Here is an 18,100-nt window from a genome sequence, read left to right on the forward strand (position 1 = left end):
AGAAGCTTATGAAGGCTTTAAGCAAAAACAATCTGCTTTCTATAAAAATATGGCTTCACAACCTTCTTTCTTTTTCCAACAAGAATTGTATGCCTATTTGATGAAAGAAGATCCTAGGTTTAACGGAATTGTTCCAACAGATGAAACATGGGCACAAACGGATTATGAATTGGCTTATAAAAAATACAAAGAGCGTTTTGCTAATGCAGGCGACTTTGAATTCTTCTTTGTTGGAAACGTAGACGATCAAATAATGGAGACTTTTGCTACTAAATACATTGCTTCATTACCATCAACTAAGAAAGAGGATGTCGTAAGCGATTTAGGGTACAGAATGCTAAAAGGAGATTTGAAAAAAGTAATCAATAAAGGTGCTGATCCAAAAAGCACTGTTTCTATTATGTATTATGGAGACGCTGTTTATTCGGACAAAGAGGCTTTAGCGATGCAAGCATTAGGCGAAGTGTTAACTATCAAATTAATTGAAGAGTTAAGAGAAAATGAAGCGGGTGTGTATGGAGTAAGCGCTCGTGGTAGCATGACAAAAATTCCAAATGGTTCCTTTAATTTCAGAATAGGTTTTCCTTGTGGTCCAGAAAATGCCGAGAAATTAACTGCATCAGCCTTGAATGAGTTGCAAAAAATTATTGACAACGGTCCTGACGAAAAAGATGTGACTAAATTCAAACAAGCTGAATTGTTAGACTATAAAAAGGATATTAAGGAAAATAGATTCTGGTTGAGTAATTTTACTCAGTCTTATATTGACGGAAAGAGTCCTGATAGAATTTTACAAATGGAGGAAGCAATCAATAAGATTACTGCCAAAGATATTCAAGCAGTCGCTAAAAAATATCTTACCAAAGACAAAGTAGTTGCTATGCTGTTACCGGAAGTTCAAAAATAATAGATTGTTATAAAATTGTAAATGCCCGCTAAAATCAAATTTAGCGGGCATTTTTTTATTTAAAGCAAACGGGGATAATTTCTCCCTTTGCCAAACAGTATTTCTCCACTAGTTCGGGATCAATTTTATTGGTGTAATCTTCTTCGATTACTGTAAAACCAATACTTCTCAACTTATCAAAATAGTCGCGTCCGTAAATGCGCACGTGATCGTATTGTCCGAATATTTCCGCTCGCTTTTTTTGGTCTGTGATGGAATCGTCTGCAAATGTTACTGCTCTTGACAGATCCTGTGGGATTTGCAAAATCGCCATTCCGCCAGGTTTCAAAACGCGGTACAATTCCTGCATCGCTTTTGTGTCGTCAGGAATATGTTCCAGAACGTGATTGCAAAGAATAACATCGTATTGATTGTCCTCAAAAGGCAAGTAACAAATATCTGCTTTGACGTCTGCCAATGGCGAAAACAAGTCTGTTGTGGTATAATTCAGGTTTTTCTGATTTCTGAACAGTTTGTAAAAGGCCTGTTCCGGCGCAAAATGCAAGACTTTTTTTGGAGCCGTAAAAAAATCAGTTTTTTCGTTGAGGTACAACCAAAGTAAACGGTGTCTTTCCAGCGAAAGCGTGCTTGGCGAAAGCACATTGTTTCGTTGAGTCCCATAACCATAAGGTAAGAACGTTTTAAAACTTTTTCCGTCAATAGGATCAGTGAAAGTATTTCCTTTTAAAGCAAAAGCTAAAACGGGTCTCGCCACATAACTTAAGCGAATAAGAATAGGACGTGGAATAGTATTGAGTACGAGTTTGAAAAGTTTTTTCATTATAGTACTAATGGATTTTTTCTAAACTCATCTTCTTCATTACTTACAATGCCCAATGCTTTGTACACATACGCGAAAGTAGAAAGTATCTCTGGTCTACCGTCAATAAGAGCTACATCGTGTTCAAAGTGAGCACTTGGTTTATTATCAGCGGTAGTTATTGTCCAGCCGTCTTTGTGTTGTTTGATATTTCTGGTTCCCATGTTGATCATAGGCTCGATAGCGACAACCATTCCTTCAACGAAAAGTTTACCGCGGCCACGTTTTCCGTAGTTCGGCATTTCAGGGTCTTCGTGCATTTTTTGACCAAGGCCATGTCCCACCAGTTCGCGAACGACTCCGTAGCCATGGGCTTCTGTATATTTTTGAATTGCGTTTCCAACATCTTCCACGCGGTTTCCGGCTTTGAATTCGCGGATTCCAACATAAAGGGACTCTTTGGTTATCTGCAATAACTTTTTAGTTTCTGGTGCAACTTCCCCTATCTCAAAAGAATAGGCGTGATCACCGTGGTAGCCGTTTTTGTAAGCGCCGCAATCAACAGAGATTACGTCCCCGCTCTCAAGAGGCGTATTGTTAGGTATTCCGTGTACCACTTGTGCATTCGGACTCATGCATAATGAGTTTGGGAAACCGTACAAACCAAGGAAACTAGGAACGGCACCGTGGTCACGAATGAATTCTTCGGCTAATTTATCTAAATATAGAGTGGTAACGCCTTCTTTTATTTCGGAGGCAATCATTCCTAATGTTTTCGATACGATTAAGGCGCTTTCACGCATCAATTCTATTTCTTCACGGGACTTTACTATAATCATATTTGTAATTTTCAGTTTGCAAAAGTACGATTTTAAAATTATTTAATCAGGGTTGGCCATAATTTTAAAAAGCTCGGAATTGGAGATGAAATATCTGTTTTCTAATGCAATTGATGCTAATTGTGCACTGATCAAACTGCTCTCCCGGCTGTTTATCAAAAACAGGGAGCTTTCGCCAAAAGAAAAGAGACGTTCCTCTGATTTTAGCATCATGGCATAGTCTTTTGCTAATGTCTTTATAATTTCATTTTGTTTTTCGAGTGATATGATCTCCGTTTTTTGAGCACTGATTTTATTCGAAAGTTGAACTTTTTCCAAATTTAAAAGGTATTCTGTTTCTTGGATTTTATATTGGGCCAATTTCAAACCGCCTCGTTCTTTTCTCAAAAACAAAGGAAAGTAAAAGTTTAATCCTATTTTATAGTCTTCAAATTGATAATTGTCAATATAGCTTGGTTCTGCTAAATAGCTGTATCCAATGTCAATTTTGGGTAAGAGCATGTTTGCTTTCAACTTTTTTTCAACAGTCAAAATTTCAATCTTATTTTCTAAACTATTTATTTTTGGATGATTTTCTAGTCTAAATTCACTATTTAATAAATCATTTGTCTTTAGTGTTTCCTGTATCGTTCCTTCTAAATCTGATTCTGGACTGAGTGCATCAGAAAGCTCAAGCGGAATGGAATTTTCCAGCCAAAGAAAATTAGACAGTTCTAATTTCGCTTTGTTCAATTTTAGTTTGGAATCTTCAAGACTTAGCTGTCTGTTTTTTACGCTTATTCCAGCTTCAATACTATCAATTGCACGTTTGTCTCCCGCTTTTATCAAGGATTTAATTCCGTCAAAACGAATCTGTGCATTCGTATTGTAAGTTTCGTATAGTTTTACTTCATTGAAGGTCTTCTTCCAGTTAAAGTAAGCTAATGAGGCGTCATATAGAACGGCGATTGCCTGGAGTTTTCTCTCGGCTTGACTCAATTTTATTTGAATTTTTGCTTTGCGTACATCAGCCATCCTTTGATTAATGAACAAACCCTGCCCCAATGGAACTGTAACTCCCAGAGACGTTAAACCTTTGTTAGGAACGGTGTTTTCGGGATTCAAATAGATTCCTTCATTGTTGTCAAATCCTGCTTTTATCTCGATTCCGTACCAGGTTGGGATTTTAAAACTACTGTTTAGAATCGAATAATACTCTTTGTTTTTGAACTGTTTTTCCTTAAAATCGACTTCGATTTTTGGGTCGAACCCACCACGGGCCATCATTAAATTAGCTTGTGCTTTGTTGATTTCTAAATTAGCATTTTTGACTAAGGGATGGTATTTTTTCACATATCCCAAGAACTCATTATAAGTAAACTCTGTAGATAAGCTTTCGCTTGAAGCCTGCCCAAAAACAAAGGAGCTAAACAACAGTAAAATGATTAGAAGTGATTTCATTATTTTTTCTCTTTAGCTATTTTTGAGTCCGTTTTGTAGTAATTTGGTGGGAAGCCATTTAAAACTCGCCATACTTCAAACCAAATAGGGACTGTGTCTAGCAAAGCAATGGTTTCGGCCCCAGAACCTATACTTATTTTTTGAGGCCAAGCGGCTTCGTCTTTGTCCGGTGCAATCAATATTCTGTATTTTCCGTTGTCGCTTATGAAATTTTCTATGGCAACAATTTTACCTCCAAAAGTCCCATAGGAAACATCAGGCCATCCAGAGAATACTATTGTAGGCCATCCGTCAAACCAGATCCTGACTTTTTCGCCTTTGTTGATTAACGGCAAATCTATCGGGTCAACGTAGGTTTCAACAGCAATGTCATATTGGGCGGGCATAATGCTCACGATAGGGGTTCCCTCCTTTACTGTTTGTCCTATTCCGGCTTGAAGCACCCTATTGACATAGCCGCTTTGGGGTGCTGTTATATAGTACATACCGTTTCTAATGCTGTAATTTGCGTACTGGTTTTCCAGTTTGTTGACTTGTGCTTCGGTATCAAATTGATTACTTAATGCAGTGTACTGATCACTTTGTGCTTTTGAAACTTTCTCTGAGTATTCAGCGATAATTCGATTCGTTTCTACTTTTGAATTGATGTATTCGTTTTTGCTAGTAAGGAATTTGTTTTCTTGGGTAATAATTTTGGCTTGTACTTCTTGCAGTTTTAGTCTTTTGTCTTCGACATCAGTCAAAGGTTTGAGTCCTTCATTATTCAATTGAACCGTGCGATCAAATTGAGTGTTTGCTATCTTGAGTTGTGTTTTTACGGCAACAAGGTCTATACTGTCACTTTTTATTTTTAAAAGCGACTGTTTTATTTTGTTTTGCGCTTGTTCTAATTTTAGATTTTTCTCACTTTCAATAGATTTAATTTGGCTTGACAATGTTGTGACTTTTGAACCATAGGACTCTAAAGACATCTTTTTAGCGTCGACTTGTTTCTTGGTGTTGGCGACTAAATTAGGATCCATATAATCCTCTTTTATTTCTGAAATATAAAGAATAGTGTCTCCCTTTTTTACAAAATCACCTTCTTGAACGTACCAGTTTTCTATTCGTCCAGAAATAACACTTTGAATCGATTGTGGCCTTTGATTTGGTTTTAAGGTTGTCACAGAACCGGATCCAGAGATGTTTTGAGTCCAAGGAAGAAACAGTATTAGTATTCCTAAAATACAAACGGAGACGATAATTCTATTTAAAATCTTTGAGTTCGAATTTGAATTCAGATTCTTTATAGTTTCAAACTTTTGTAAACTTGGAGAATTCGTTTTATTGTTGTCAGATATGTTTAGCATAACCTATAGGTTTTTTGAGTCTTGTTGAATACTTCCGTTTTGCATGATAATTTCTCTGTTGCATTTTGTTTTCCAATAAGGGTTTTTTGAAGAAACTATAATGGTCCATTTGTGCTCCTTGGCGGTGATGAAATCAATGATTTCGTTAGCAATTTTTTCATCCATAGTGTCGGTCGGATCCTCATAGAAAAGAATTTTTGGCTTATGAATTATGCTTCGTGCCAATAAGATTTTTCGTGCATTCGATGATGATAATTGTCTTCCTTCGGGGAATATATGAGTATCTAAACTTTTTGGTAACGATTTGATAAAAGAAGTTAATTGTACGCCGTCAAGTGCCCATTTCAAATCCTCTTGATTGATGTTTTTATCATTAAATGTTATGTTCTCCAAGTAAGTTCCCTCAAAAGGGGATTCTCCATAGATGATGCTTCCTATTTGTGAACGGTATTGTTTTAAATCAACTTTTTTGAAAGTGTCGTCATTTATATAGAAACTGCCGGAGGTAGGTTTTAATAGTCCTGACAGTACTCGAATCAGTGTTGTTTTACCAGAACCATTTTCGCCATTAATAAAAATTCGTTCGCCCTGATCAATTTTCAATGAAATGTCGTTTAGAATCTTATTTTTTGAATCTGGGAATTTGAATTGTATCTTCTCTGTTTCTAATGTGATGTCAGCGTAACAATAGTTGGTACTTTCGTTATCGAATTCTTCTTCTAAACTTAAATCGGCTACTTGTCCAATTTTCTCTACAGATGTCAATACATCATAAAAAGTTTCCAGGCCAAGAATGATTTTTTCAACAGAATTAATGACTAATAAAATGATGATTTCAGCAGCGACAAACTGCCCAATATTCATTTGTTGTGAGACAACCAAAAACCCTCCAATTGAAAGTAAACTTGTGGTAATAATTACTTTAAAAATAATTAGTTGGGTAAATTGTCTTTTTATAACGTTGAAATGTTTCTCTCGGTAATGCAGATATTCAGTAACTAAGTGGTCATTTTTTTGAAGACCATAATCAAAATTGAGTTGGTTCCTAAAACTGTAATTATTACGAGCCATTTCTTGAAGCCATCCTGCTACTTTATATTTGTTTTTCGATTCTTTCAAACTGGTTTCCAAACCAGGCTTGTAGGATAGTTTAAAGATGAAAAACAGCAAAAGAATCAGCATTATACCAAATATAATAAAATAGGGGTGGTATAGTGACAACAATATTACTCCAAAGACAATCTGAAGTAAGGCTGCAGAAAAGTCTATTAATAATTTTGAAGTACCTTTTTGAATAATCATTGTATCAAAAAAACGGTTAGCTAACTCTGGCGGATACGTATTATACAGTTCTTCAAATTTAATTTTGGGTAATCGCACCGCAAATTCAAATGAGGAGCGAACAAATATTTTTTGCTGCAAATTTTCTGTTATTCTAAGTTGCATTAAGGATAAAATTCCCACAAGAGCAACTCCCATTACAACTAGAAATATCAACACAATCCATGAGACACTGACACGGCCTGATTGTATGAAATTGATAATAGCTTGTATGCCTAAAGGAAGTGACAAGCTAACTAATCCGGCAAATATCGCATAAAAGAACAGTTGTGAAATGTCTTTTTTGTCCAGCTCTAATAAATTGTAAAATCTTTTTAATGGAGTCATTGTCTATTTATTTTTTAAAACAGTTGTGATAAGGTTGAGGTAAAAATCAGTTGGACTAATCTTTTCGTTACAATTTGTAATCGTAGTTAAATGGTCTCTTAAAAAATGCTGATGCAGTGCGCCCTCAATTATATTTGAAGCAAGGCTTTTTGCAAATGGATAGTCAGGGTTTACGGCAACGATTAAATCAACAATTCGAATAATTACCCTTTTATATATCAAAAAGAAACCTTCCTTGTTTTCCTGATCAACTTCTTTGGTGTGAAGTGTTTTTGTGAATTCGGCTATGATTATTTTGTTTAAAATCGATTCGTTGATGTGTTCTGTGGCTTTATCGTCCTCTATCTTTTCAGTTACAACTGTGATCGCTTTCTTTAGTTTGTCGAATGCATCTTCGATGTTGGTTGTGGCAAAAAACAATTTGTATTCCATCCAACTCCAATACCAAGAAGAAAGATACACCAATAGTTTGTGTTTGTTTTCAAAATAGCGATAAATGGAGCTTTCGTTAGAGCCAATTTTCGCGCCTAATTTTTTAAAAGTAAAATTATCAAAACCTATTTCATCAATTAGAAGAATACTTTCTTGGATGATTTTTTTTCCTAATAGGGAGGTTTCGGGGTCTTTTACATAGATCTTCTCGTTGACTTGTATCTTAATGGTTGACATTAAATCCTTCATAACTAACATTATTTAATGCAAATGTAATAGTAATACTATCGAAAAAAAAATAGTTTAACCTTTTATTCATAAAAAAAAAGCTGTCCCAATAAGGACAGCTTAATTTATGGATTATTTGGGTTTTAATGCCCTTGTTGTTTTTATAATAGCGAATGACAAGTCATTACTGCCGGCTTTTCAACGCCCATCAATTCTAAAACGGTTGGTGCGATATCGCCTAAGACACCGTCATGGATCTCTTTCAAATTTTTGTCAACTAAAATTATAGGCACAGGGTTAGTGGTATGTGCCGTGTTTGGGCTTCCATCAGGATTAATCATGGTTTCGCAGTTCCCGTGGTCTGCGATTATAATGGTAGTGTAATTATTGGCCAGAGCCGCCGTAATCACCTTCTCTACACATTTATCGACGGCTTCACATGCCTTAATAGCCGCTGGCATAATTCCCGTATGACCCACCATGTCTCCATTGGCAAAATTTAGGCACACAAAATCCACATCCCCTTTTTCAAGCTCTGGAACCAATGCATCCGTAAGTTCAAATGCGCTCATTTCAGGTTGCAGATCATAAGTGGCTACTTTAGGGGAATTTTTCAGAATTCTTTTTTCGCCTCTAAAAGGGATTTCTCTACCACCGGAAAAGAAAAATGTAACGTGTGGATACTTTTCCGTTTCGGCTATTCTGATTTGGGTTTTATTGTGTTTTTCTAAAACTTCGCCTAATGTTTCCTCGATATTGTCTTTATTGTACACCACTTTGACGTTTTTGTAGGTCTCGTCATAATTGGTCAAGGTAACGTAATACAAATTCAATTTGTGCATGTTTTGCTCATGGCAATCCACTTGGGTAAGAACTTCAGTAAGTTCCCTTCCCCTGTCAGTCCTGAAATTGAAGAAAATAACTACATCTTCATCCTCGATAGTGGCAAGAGGTTTGTTGTTTTCGTCCACCATTACTATTGGGTTGATGAACTCGTCAGTGATATTAGCCTCGTAGCTTTCTTCAATTGAAGAAACTAAATTTTTGGAAGGGGTTCCGTGTCCGTTTACCAATAAATCGTAGGCAAGTTTTACCCTTTCCCAACGCCTGTCTCTGTCCATCGCGTAATATCGACCAATTACCGATGCTATTCTTACAGTAGTATTGGCTATGTAATTTTCTAGATTGTGGATATAACTTTTTCCGGATTTCGGATCCACATCGCGTCCGTCCGTGAAAGCATGAACGAATACCTCTTTTAATCCATACTCTTGTGTTGCATCAATCAGTCCTCGTAAATGGGAAGTATGGGAGTGAACGCCACCATCAGAAACCAGTCCTAAAAAGTGTACTTTTTTATGGTTGTCTTTGGCGTATTGAAAAGCGTCTTTAAGCACTTGTTCCTTCGCTAAAGTTTTATTGGCGACAGCCAGGTTTATTTTAGCCAAATCTTGATATATGATTCTGCCCGCGCCCAAATTCATGTGGCCAACTTCGCTATTGCCCATTTGTCCTTCCGGCAAGCCTACATTTAAGCCGTCAGTTCTTAGTTGGGCATTAGGGTATTTTTTATACAGACTATTTATAAAGGGAACATCTGCATTATCGATCGCCGATACTTTAGGGTCAGGGGATTTGCCCCAACCGTCCAATATCATTAGAATTACTTTTTTGTTCATTGGAATATATTTTACACAAAGGTAAAGTATTTCTAAAAATGTTCGAACTAATCAAAACTACTATTACGCATTAAGGAATTAACGCAGCCCAAAAATTATAATTTAGTTACGGAAGGGATGTTTTTATAAAATAAATGCAAGTTAGAATTTGTTTTTCACCTGATTATAGTCAATAAAATAACGGACACTAATCGAAAAAACGTGTTTTAGTTCATCATTGGTCAGCAAATTAGTGACTTTTCTTCCGAAATCTTTGTCTATTTCTCTTTGAAAATTGGCTGCATTGTTTCTGTATAAGATTGAAATTTCACTACCCGGAGCAAACCACCAAGAATAAGAAAGGTCAGCATTCCAAGAACTAAAATTAGAGTTCTTATTTTCGGTGTAACTGGTATAATCCATCAGTCTTCCGTTTTGTTCCAACGATAAAAAGTTTTCATTTTCAGCATAGGACCAATAATGGCGCAAGGCAAGGTTAAAAGTCATCTTGCTGTTAATGGAATATTTTCCTGTTAGTGAGTTGGAATATGTAATTACGTTACGATTGGCAAAAACAATGGTGTTAGCGGTGGATGGATTTAAATCATCATCAATGCTGTCTACATATCCTTTATTGTTGTTTTGTCTAAAGAAATTAAAGTTGTATACCAATGAAAATTTATCGTTGAAACGGTACCTCGGGCTCAAGTCAAAACCTAAGGAGTTTCTGCCAGGCTCGCTTAATACCGCAATGGTGGGATTGATATCCAATGCGAATTTATTGGCGTAATTAGAAGAAAAATAAAACCATGCCCCATAGCGTTTTGGGGAAATTAAAAACCTGTTTTCTGTTCGGGGTTCATAATAATCATAGGATTCAAGTGGACTGGCGTTTAACCCAAAACCAAAATAATGATTTTGCTTATTATTCGAATTGATGTTTAGATTAATGTTGTTGCCTTGAATTTTACCTGTCTCCTTTTGAAACTGGGTGTACATATTAATATTTGAATTGAATGAATTGAAATATTTTGTGGGATTTAATATTCTGTAACTTGCGTTTCCGTAAATGGCATAGTAGTTTGTTTCAAAGTTGATTCCCAAGTCATTGTTATCGAAGTTTTTTGACACAATTTCAGTCCCTAGACTGTACCGGTATTTCCCCGAGGTTTCCCGAAGGTTCAAGGATGTTGCTGTTCCTTTTTTATCTTCAGCATCATTGATATAACTGTACTTGAAATTTCCGGAAAGGTTATAGGTGTTTTTCTTGGTGTTCAAATCCCACACCAATGCAGAAACATTTCCGTCACGAAAACTTCCGTTTCGGGTTACGTTCGTGTTTACAAATGAAACGGAGGAATTTTTGCGAAACCTCTGGTCCAAAACCATTACGTTATAGTTTGACAAAGGTTCCACCTCTTCTCTCCTTGTTGCTTGCGTGACCGTGTCCTTAATTGTTGCGAAGGTCCTTTCAGTGACCGCATTTAGAATTCCTATTCCTAAGCCGTCCTTTGTTCTTCCAGAGACTTTTAGCGCATTGATCAGGTTTACGCTTGAGGGATTGTCGATGATTTCTTCATTTGTGGCTTTAGTTGGGTAAATGCTGGGGCTTCCGCCAATTCTTCTGGAATACACTAAATTTCCCTTGCTGAACAAATCCGTACCTTCCGTAAAAAATGGTCTGTTTTCATTGAATTGCTGTTCGAAAGGCCCCAGATTCAGTATCTGGTCGTCATATTTTGTTTGTCCAAAATCGGGAATAAGAATCATGTCGAGCGTGAAGGCATCGTTGATGCCGTATTTTAAATCCAAGCCGCCCTTAAGTGTGCCGTACGTTTTTTGTCCCTTGCTTGCATGGGCATAAAAAGAAGAATAGGGTAAAAGAAAGAGTCGTGTAGGGGTTTTTATGTTTTCGATTCCCTCAAGGGTTCCGTTTTGTTGCGTGAAAGTGCCAATTTTCGAATCGATAAAATTCCATGAGTATTGTTGTCTGTCTCGCTGTATTTCTCTCCAAAAGTTCAGGCCCCAAGTCTGCTTGCTTTCGCCAGAAAAACGCAGAGCGGCATAGGGAATTCGCATCTCTACGGCCCAACCAAATTCGGTTATTATCGCTTTGCTTTTCCAAATGGCATCCCACGAATAATCATCCCCAGTAGTATCAGTTGTTACGGAGTCGGCCTGTCCGTCTGACGCGCTAACGATAAATTGAAAATTTTGCTGTCCGTCATTATACCCGTTTATAAAGATTCCAAAAAGATCGGAAGCTCCAAATACGTCACGTTTAGTGATCTCTTTTAAAATTTTGTCCGGTTGGTCATCATATAGTAATGCAGCCACATAAATGGCATCGTTATCATAAACAATTTTCACCTCTGTTCTTTTATTTTCGGGTATGGCTTTCCCGTTATCCGGCCTGAACATTACGAAATCAGTTGCTATAGGGGCAGACTGCCAAACGGGCTCGTCAAATTTTCCGTCAATGGTTAAGCTTTCAGATGTAACTTTCGTTTGAAGTGCTTTTTTTTGGCTGTGTGCAACAACTGAAATAAAAAGAAGAACTATAAGAAGTAGTTTTCTCATATAGATTTGATTGATATAGATGATTGATGATTCTAATAATAATAGACTGCACTTTGGCGGAATTGTTACAGTTTATTTAAAAAAAATCGAAAGACAATTTGTTATATAAAAAAATGAGATTGAAAAACGTTTGTTAATCAATCTCATCATATGGTTTTGCTACAGCTTTTAAAACAGGTTTTTCACGACGTTATAGTCAATGAAATAACGAAAGCTAACGGATAAGATATTGGTCATGTCAGCGTCAAAAACGTTCTTAAGATTGGTGTTAAACCTTTTCTCAACGGTGCCGGAACCTACCTGTGAATAATTGCGATACAGGACCGAAAGTTCGCTTCCCGGAGCGAACCACCAGGAGTAGGATAAATCAAAGTTCCAAGAATTGAAATTTCTGTTTTTATTCAAAGAATAGTCATTGTTCGGATTCAGGTAACCATCGTCCTGTAATGTGAAAAACGCATGATTGTCCGAATAGGACCAATAATACCTACCGGTGAGATTTAAAGTCATCTTAGTGTTAATCGCATATTTACCGGTAATGTTGTTTTGAAGTATTTCTCTATCTCTTTTTCCAAAAATGATGTCTTCGTTATCAAATCCTACCCATCCCCGGTCATTTATTTTATGGGTGTATTGGAAATCATAAGCCAATGAAAATTTAGTGTTGAATCTGTATTTTACGCCTCCGTTAAGCAAATAATTAACCCTTTGGTCCTCGTCAAATTTGGTAATGGCAGATTCGACTTCATAGGTAAAGGGCTTGTTTTGATTGGTGACAAATGCAGCATATAAGAGCGCACTTTTCGGAATGTATACAAATCGGCCATCGACACGGGGCTCGAAAAAATCAAATCGGTCCAAAGGGTTTAATTGAAAAAGGAATTCAATATAGTTGTTTTTTAAAGTAGTTGCCTTTATGTATGTTCTATACCAGGCTTCCTGTGTTTTACCGGTTGTGTTTTGAACTTCTATATTTAATTCCTGCTCAATTTTAAATGTATTGAAGAATTTTGTGGGATTTACTATTCTGTAACTGCCATTGGCAAAAGCACTCTGGTAATTGGTGTAAAAAATGATCCCAAGGTCATTTACATCGTAATTTTTTGAAATGTATTTTCCCGAAAGGAGGTACCTGTACTTCCCGCTTGTTTTTGCAAAATTCAATGAAGTTTTAATTCCGTCATAATCCTCGATGTCATTAATGGTGCTGTATTTAAGATCACCAAAGAAATTATAAGAATTGGCTTTGGTGCTCAAGTCAAACAGTGCGGCGGAAACATTTGCATCTCTGAATCCTCCATTTCGGGTCGTGTTGGTGTTCACAAAAGAAACTGAGGAGTTTTGATTAAAACGTTGGTCAAAAACCAATACATTATAGTTGGTCAATGGTTCTATGACTTCTTTTCTGTATTCATCAGTGTCTATATTCTTAATGGTTGCATACGTTTTTTCTGTGATGGCGTTCAAGAAGCCAATGCCTAGCCCGCCTTCTGTTCGTCCGGATACTTTTATCGCATTAAATAAATCAACGCTACTTGCGTAATTCGTGATTTCTTCATTAGCTGCAGTTTCTGGAACAGAACTCGGTAGTCCCCCTATTCTCCTGGAATAAAATAGATTTCCAATGTTAAACAAATTGGTCCCTTCGGTAAAAAAAGGCCTATTCTCATCGAGTTTCTGTTCAAAAGGTTCCAAGTTTAAAATGGCATTGTCAAATTTTGTTTGTCCAAAGTCAGGAACTAAAATGACGTCTAATGTAAACGCATCATTTATTCCGTATTTTATGTCAAGGCCCGCTTTGAAAGTTTTATCGGAGCCCAATTCATTTTTTTGATAATAGAAAGAAGTGTAAGGGATAAAGAAAAGGCGGGTAGGCGGTTTTATGTTTTCTATTCCTTCAAGAATTCCCGCTTGGGCAGTTATGGAGCCAATTTTAGTGTCAATATGGTTCCAAGTGTACTTTTGGACATCTCGTTTTATTTCTCGCATGAAATTCAGCCCCCAGGTTTGCTTTTGGGCATTGGAGAAGCGCAAAGCGGCATAGGGAATTCTCATTTCCACCACCCAGCCGAAATCAGTTAGCGAAACTTTACTGTCCCATATTGCGTCCCACGAATAGTCTTCACCGTCTTTTGTTGCCAAACAGTCCATTTGAACTCCTGCGGCACTTACGTAAAATCTATAATCTTGTTGGCCATCGTTAAATCCATTGATCGAAACCGAAAAATGGTCGGATACTCCAAAAACATCGCGATTGGTGATTTCCTTTTGAATTTTATCGGGCTCATTATCGTACAATAGGGCCGAAACATAAATGGCGTCATTGTCATAAAGAACCTTTACTTCCGTTTTTTTATCTTCGCTTATGGGTTTGCCGTTGTCTGGTTCAAACATGACGAAATCGGAAGCTATTTCCGCGTCTGAGGCCCAGATTACTTCATTTATCTTCCCGTCGATTGTAATGTTAGCTGTTGTAGACTTTGCAAAAAGGACTTTTTTCTGACAATAGCTGTTTATGCTAAATAGTATTAAAAAAGGAAGTAAAAAGTATTGTAATCTCATTGTTTATTGTGATTTTGGCAAAACAAAAATAACATAATTAACATAAAAACAAAGGTTTGCGATGTTTTTTATGTGGCGGAGCTCGAACGGGATAAGGTTAAAAATACCTTAAAAACAGCTTTTAATGCTGTGGTCAAGTATTTTTTGATACTTTTGCAAAACTTAATTGAATATATAATCTAATTAAAATCAATGATATACAAAATTTGCCCTGCTGTATTGTTATTAATTCTATCGTTCTCTCCAAGTAAATTATTTTTTTCTGAAGCTAAAAATGTAAAGAAAGCTGAAATTGCTGCGGTGATAAAAACGACTTCTGAAAATAATGAGGAAACTATTTACAATAGTTTGAATTCCAATCAATTTGCCTTGCCTAAATTGGAAAGCTTCACCGAAGCTTTAAAAGGCTTTTATCTTTTAAAAGAAAAAGGATTGGTCAGTAAAAACATATTGACACTGATCGATTTTAGTATGTCATCAAACTCTAAAAGATTGTGGGTAATCGATTTGTCGACAAATACGATTTTGTACAATTCCCTGGTCGCTCATGGAAGGAACACAGGCAATGAATTTGCAAGCAGTTTTTCAAATTCAGCGGAATCCTATAAAAGCAGTCTTGGATTTTACGCCACAGGAGAAATATACAGCGGGAAACACGGCAAGTCTTTGAAATTAGATGGTTTGGAAAAAGGCATAAACAGTAATGCTCGGGCAAGAGCCGTTGTTATTCATGGCGCGGAGTATGTTTCAAATTCATTTATCCAAAATAATAAAAGGCTGGGAAGAAGCTTAGGTTGTCCTGCCATTCCTTTAGAGTTGACGGACAAGATAATACAAACGATTAAAGATAAATCCTGTTTGTTCATTTATTTTCCTTCAGAGAGTTACAAAGTGGCGTCCAAATTAGTTTCTTAATTTTATACAGTAAAAATAAAAATCAAGCGGAGACCAATGCTATTGAGGCGAACTTCAGTTCCCGACAGTCATAAGAGAAGAGTCTTTAGATAAAATGTTGTTCGACGATTTTATCTAAAGACTTTTTCGTTTTAAAAAAGGAATTTTTTTTGCTGGTGTGGTTTTGAACAATGTTTTAGGAACGATCGTGTTTGGGCTAATTCTTGACTTTAATGGATCGACAGCTAAGGCTGGTTTCCCTTGCAGAAGGAGCTTTTGTCTGACTGAATAGCCCTCTGAAGTCGTTATTTTTGCAATGAAGTCTGTCCTGTAATTAAATAATAGGTCTGTAACAATTTAATTTTAAAACGGTTAGAATTAAACCTTGTTTTTGTGTAAAATTTTAGGGTAAAAAACTTGTTTCAAAGCTTAATTATTATCTATATTTGCACTCAGTAATGCGAAAGTAGCTCAGTTGGTAGAGCTCCAGCCTTCCAAGCTGGTTGTCGCGAGTTCGAGCCTCGTCTTTCGCTCTCCAAAGCCGAAACATAACTGTTTCGGCTTTTTTATTTTAAGCCTGACAGGGATTGAGATATCCATTTTTCAGATATTTTTTTTATTTTAAAAAAAACTTGCGTCGGATAAATTATTTTGTATCTTTGCAGCCTGTTAATGCGAAAGTAGCTCAGTTGGTAGAGCTCCAGCCTTCCAAGCTGGTTGTCGCGAGTTCGAGCCTCGTCTTTCGCTCTTCAAAGCCGAAACATTTGTGTTTCGGCTTTTTTATTTAATATAACTCAGCTCAGTTTCGCTTTCAATTTCCTCAGCAATTTGATTTTGTCTAAAAAGTCGAGCCGATAAACTTCCTTTGAGTCTAATTTTAGTCCCTTTTACATCAAGCCAGCTTCCTTCCCTTAATCCTAAAACGGGAAAAGAGTTGAACGCATGAAATTCTTTGATTCTGGTTTCACGCGTCTCGCCCATGTGTTTTGATTGCGTGTCAGGATCTAAATAATGGGCGTTAATGTTAAAGGGAATCAAACCCAAGGTTTGAAAACTCGGCGGATAAATAATAGGCATGTCGTTAGTGGTTTGCATCGTCAATCCACAAATCACACTACCTGCGCTTGTGCCTAAATAGGGAGTCCCTTTTTTAACGGCTTGACTTAGCGCAGTCGCGATGTTGTTTTTATACAGTTCATTGACCAATACAAAAGTATTACCGCCACCGGTAAAAATCCCTTCGGCGTTTTCAATCGCAGAAATGGGATCTGCAAATTCATGGATTCCTTTTACGGCCAGGTTTATTTTGGCGAAAGCCAGAGCTGCCTTTGCGGTATATTCCTCGTGTGATATGCCGCTGGGCCTTGCATAAGGGACAAATAGGATGGTCTTGCAGTTTTTGAAATGCTTACTTAATTCAGGCAACAGGTACTCTAAATATTCGCCTCCATGAAGAGTTGACGTACTTGCTATTATTATATTTTTCATTTTCAATGTGTATTTATAGGGGTTAAAGGTATAAAAACGAGTTTCTTGTTTTTCTGTTTTTTTATTAACATTTTTTTACCAAGTTCTTAGTAATTAATTTGGAGGGGGTTAGGATACTTTTACAACGATTAATTGAATGTTATCTCTAAGCTTATGAGTAGATTTGGCTGTGTCTTTTTTATTTTATGCGCCGCTACTGCTTTGGCGCAAGTATCCGTTACCACTAAACTCAACGGGAGGGTTATTGCCGATGTGAAAGATTTTGAGGGCTTCTATGTAATAAACTTAAAAACGGAGCAGGGGACTGTTACTGATGGGAATGGTTATTTTTCAATAGCTGCAGTTGTTGGGGATACGTTACTGTTTTCGGCGTCGCAATATAAAGGAATTCGGATTGTTCTGACTACCCATGATTTTGAACAAGAACCGTTTTCAGTACAAATGGAACCCATAGTGAATCAGTTGAACGAAGTTGTAATCAGGCACTATGACAATATCAATGCGGTTTCCTTGGGAATTATTCCTGCAAATCAGAAATCCTATACGGCAGCAGAAGGTAAATACGCAACGGCAAGTTCAGTTGGATTGAATCCTATGGGGCTCGATCCTATCATTAATTTGTTTTCAGGCCGTACGGCTATGCTTAAAAAAGAACTTAAAATTGAAAAGAAAGAATCTTATTTGAAACAATTGGATGATATGTTTGATAAAAATCATTTCGTAAACAAGTTAAAGATACCTTTGGATTATGTTAAGGGATTCGAATATTACGCAGTCGAAAATGAGCAGTTTACGAAAATTTTAAGTTCCAAAAATCTAACATCAACCGAATTCTTGTTAGCTGAGCTAGCCACAAAATATAACGAAATCATCGCTTGTGAAAACGAATAATACTTTGCTCTTCTTTTTAATACTACTTTCTCAGATTATTTTTGGACAAACTGTCGGTGAAAAGAAAATTCAAGGAAAAATAATTGCTGAGACAACTGCCGTTGGGGGAATAAATATCGTGAACGATACCAGCGGAAGAGCGACAATTACGGATGAAAACGGGATGTTTTCTATTTTGGCAAAAGAGGGCGATATTTTGGTTATTTCTGCCTTAAATCTCGTAACTTTACGTAGACGGTTAAATAATAGCGATTTAACCCTAGCGGTTATTGAGTTTCAAATGATTCCCAAAAGTATAGAACTAAAAGAAGTGATTGTAAACGAGTACCCAAGCATTAGCGCCGAAAATTTAGGAATTGTGCCCT

General features: G+C 36.7%; 14 protein-coding genes and 2 tRNA genes. 6 read left to right on the forward strand and 10 right to left on the reverse strand.

Annotated elements, in window-relative coordinates:
- A partial coding sequence (locus VIH09_RS01470; RefSeq protein WP_331577142.1) for an insulinase family protein occupies window positions 1-907 on the forward strand: 907 nt, incomplete at its 5' end.
- A 55-nt stretch (window positions 908-962) separates the two neighbouring features.
- On the opposite strand, the gene VIH09_RS01475 is transcribed toward VIH09_RS01470, so the two are convergent.
- The 9 genes from VIH09_RS01475 to VIH09_RS01515 form a co-directional block, all read right to left on the reverse strand.
- Window positions 963-1,727, reverse strand: a complete 765-nt coding sequence (locus VIH09_RS01475; RefSeq protein ID WP_331577144.1) for a methyltransferase domain-containing protein — start codon at window positions 1,725-1,727, stop codon at window positions 963-965.
- Window positions 1,727-2,545 carry a type I methionyl aminopeptidase gene (map, locus tag VIH09_RS01480; RefSeq protein WP_331577146.1) on the reverse strand — a complete coding sequence of 273 codons (819 nt, stop codon included), beginning with the start codon at window positions 2,543-2,545 and terminating at the stop codon, window positions 1,727-1,729. The genes VIH09_RS01475 and map overlap by 1 nt, the downstream gene beginning before the upstream one ends.
- Window positions 2,546-2,587: 42 nt before the next feature.
- Complete coding sequence (locus VIH09_RS01485) at window positions 2,588-3,985, reverse strand: TolC family protein (protein ID WP_331577148.1); 1,398 nt, start codon at window positions 3,983-3,985, stop codon at window positions 2,588-2,590.
- Window positions 3,985-5,334, reverse strand: a complete 1,350-nt coding sequence (locus VIH09_RS01490) for an HlyD family secretion protein (protein WP_331577150.1) — start codon at window positions 5,332-5,334, stop codon at window positions 3,985-3,987. The genes VIH09_RS01485 and VIH09_RS01490 overlap by 1 nt, the downstream gene beginning before the upstream one ends.
- Before the next feature lie 3 nt (window positions 5,335-5,337).
- Window positions 5,338-7,002, reverse strand: coding sequence for a peptidase domain-containing ABC transporter (locus VIH09_RS01495; RefSeq protein ID WP_331577152.1), 1,665 nt, complete (start codon window positions 7,000-7,002; stop codon window positions 5,338-5,340).
- A gap of 3 nt (window positions 7,003-7,005) precedes the next feature.
- The gene (locus tag VIH09_RS01500) at window positions 7,006-7,683 is read right to left on the reverse strand and encodes a TetR/AcrR family transcriptional regulator (protein ID WP_331577154.1); all 678 of its coding nucleotides are present in this window, start codon (window positions 7,681-7,683) and stop codon (window positions 7,006-7,008) included.
- A gap of 140 nt (window positions 7,684-7,823) precedes the next feature.
- Complete coding sequence (gpmI, locus tag VIH09_RS01505) at window positions 7,824-9,341, reverse strand: 2,3-bisphosphoglycerate-independent phosphoglycerate mutase (protein ID WP_331577156.1); 1,518 nt, start codon at window positions 9,339-9,341, stop codon at window positions 7,824-7,826.
- 141 nt (window positions 9,342-9,482) lie between these two features.
- Window positions 9,483-11,900, reverse strand: a complete 2,418-nt coding sequence (locus VIH09_RS01510; protein WP_331577158.1) for a DUF5916 domain-containing protein — start codon at window positions 11,898-11,900, stop codon at window positions 9,483-9,485.
- 168 nt (window positions 11,901-12,068) lie between these two features.
- Complete coding sequence (locus VIH09_RS01515) at window positions 12,069-14,462, reverse strand: DUF5916 domain-containing protein (protein ID WP_331577160.1); 2,394 nt, start codon at window positions 14,460-14,462, stop codon at window positions 12,069-12,071.
- Between the two features lie 192 nt (window positions 14,463-14,654).
- Between VIH09_RS01515 and VIH09_RS01520 the strand changes: the two genes are divergently transcribed.
- The 3 genes from VIH09_RS01520 to VIH09_RS01530 all read left to right on the forward strand — a co-directional run bounded on the left by VIH09_RS01520 (window position 14,655) and on the right by VIH09_RS01530 (window position 16,103).
- Window positions 14,655-15,377 carry a murein L,D-transpeptidase catalytic domain family protein gene (locus tag VIH09_RS01520; RefSeq protein WP_331577162.1) on the forward strand — a complete coding sequence of 241 codons (723 nt, stop codon included), beginning with the start codon at window positions 14,655-14,657 and terminating at the stop codon, window positions 15,375-15,377.
- A 439-nt stretch (window positions 15,378-15,816) separates the two neighbouring features.
- A tRNA-Gly gene (locus VIH09_RS01525) sits at window positions 15,817-15,889 on the forward strand.
- Between the two features lie 141 nt (window positions 15,890-16,030).
- A tRNA-Gly gene (locus tag VIH09_RS01530) sits at window positions 16,031-16,103 on the forward strand.
- Window positions 16,104-16,136: 33 nt separating this feature from the next.
- Here VIH09_RS01530 and pepE read toward each other — a convergent pair.
- Window positions 16,137-16,844 carry a dipeptidase PepE gene (gene pepE, locus VIH09_RS01535; protein WP_331577164.1) on the reverse strand — a complete coding sequence of 236 codons (708 nt, stop codon included), beginning with the start codon at window positions 16,842-16,844 and terminating at the stop codon, window positions 16,137-16,139.
- Between the two features lie 153 nt (window positions 16,845-16,997).
- On the opposite strand from pepE, the gene VIH09_RS01540 reads away from it, so the two are divergent.
- Complete coding sequence (locus VIH09_RS01540) at window positions 16,998-17,735, forward strand: hypothetical protein (protein WP_331577166.1); 738 nt, start codon at window positions 16,998-17,000, stop codon at window positions 17,733-17,735.
- On the forward strand, window positions 17,722-18,100 hold a 379-nt coding region (locus VIH09_RS01545), incomplete at its 3' end, for a carboxypeptidase-like regulatory domain-containing protein (RefSeq protein WP_331577168.1). The genes VIH09_RS01540 and VIH09_RS01545, both read left to right, overlap by 14 nt.

The sequence above is a fragment of the Flavobacterium sp. genome (assembly GCF_036515215.1).
GTDB lineage: Bacteria > Bacteroidota > Bacteroidia > Flavobacteriales > Flavobacteriaceae > Flavobacterium.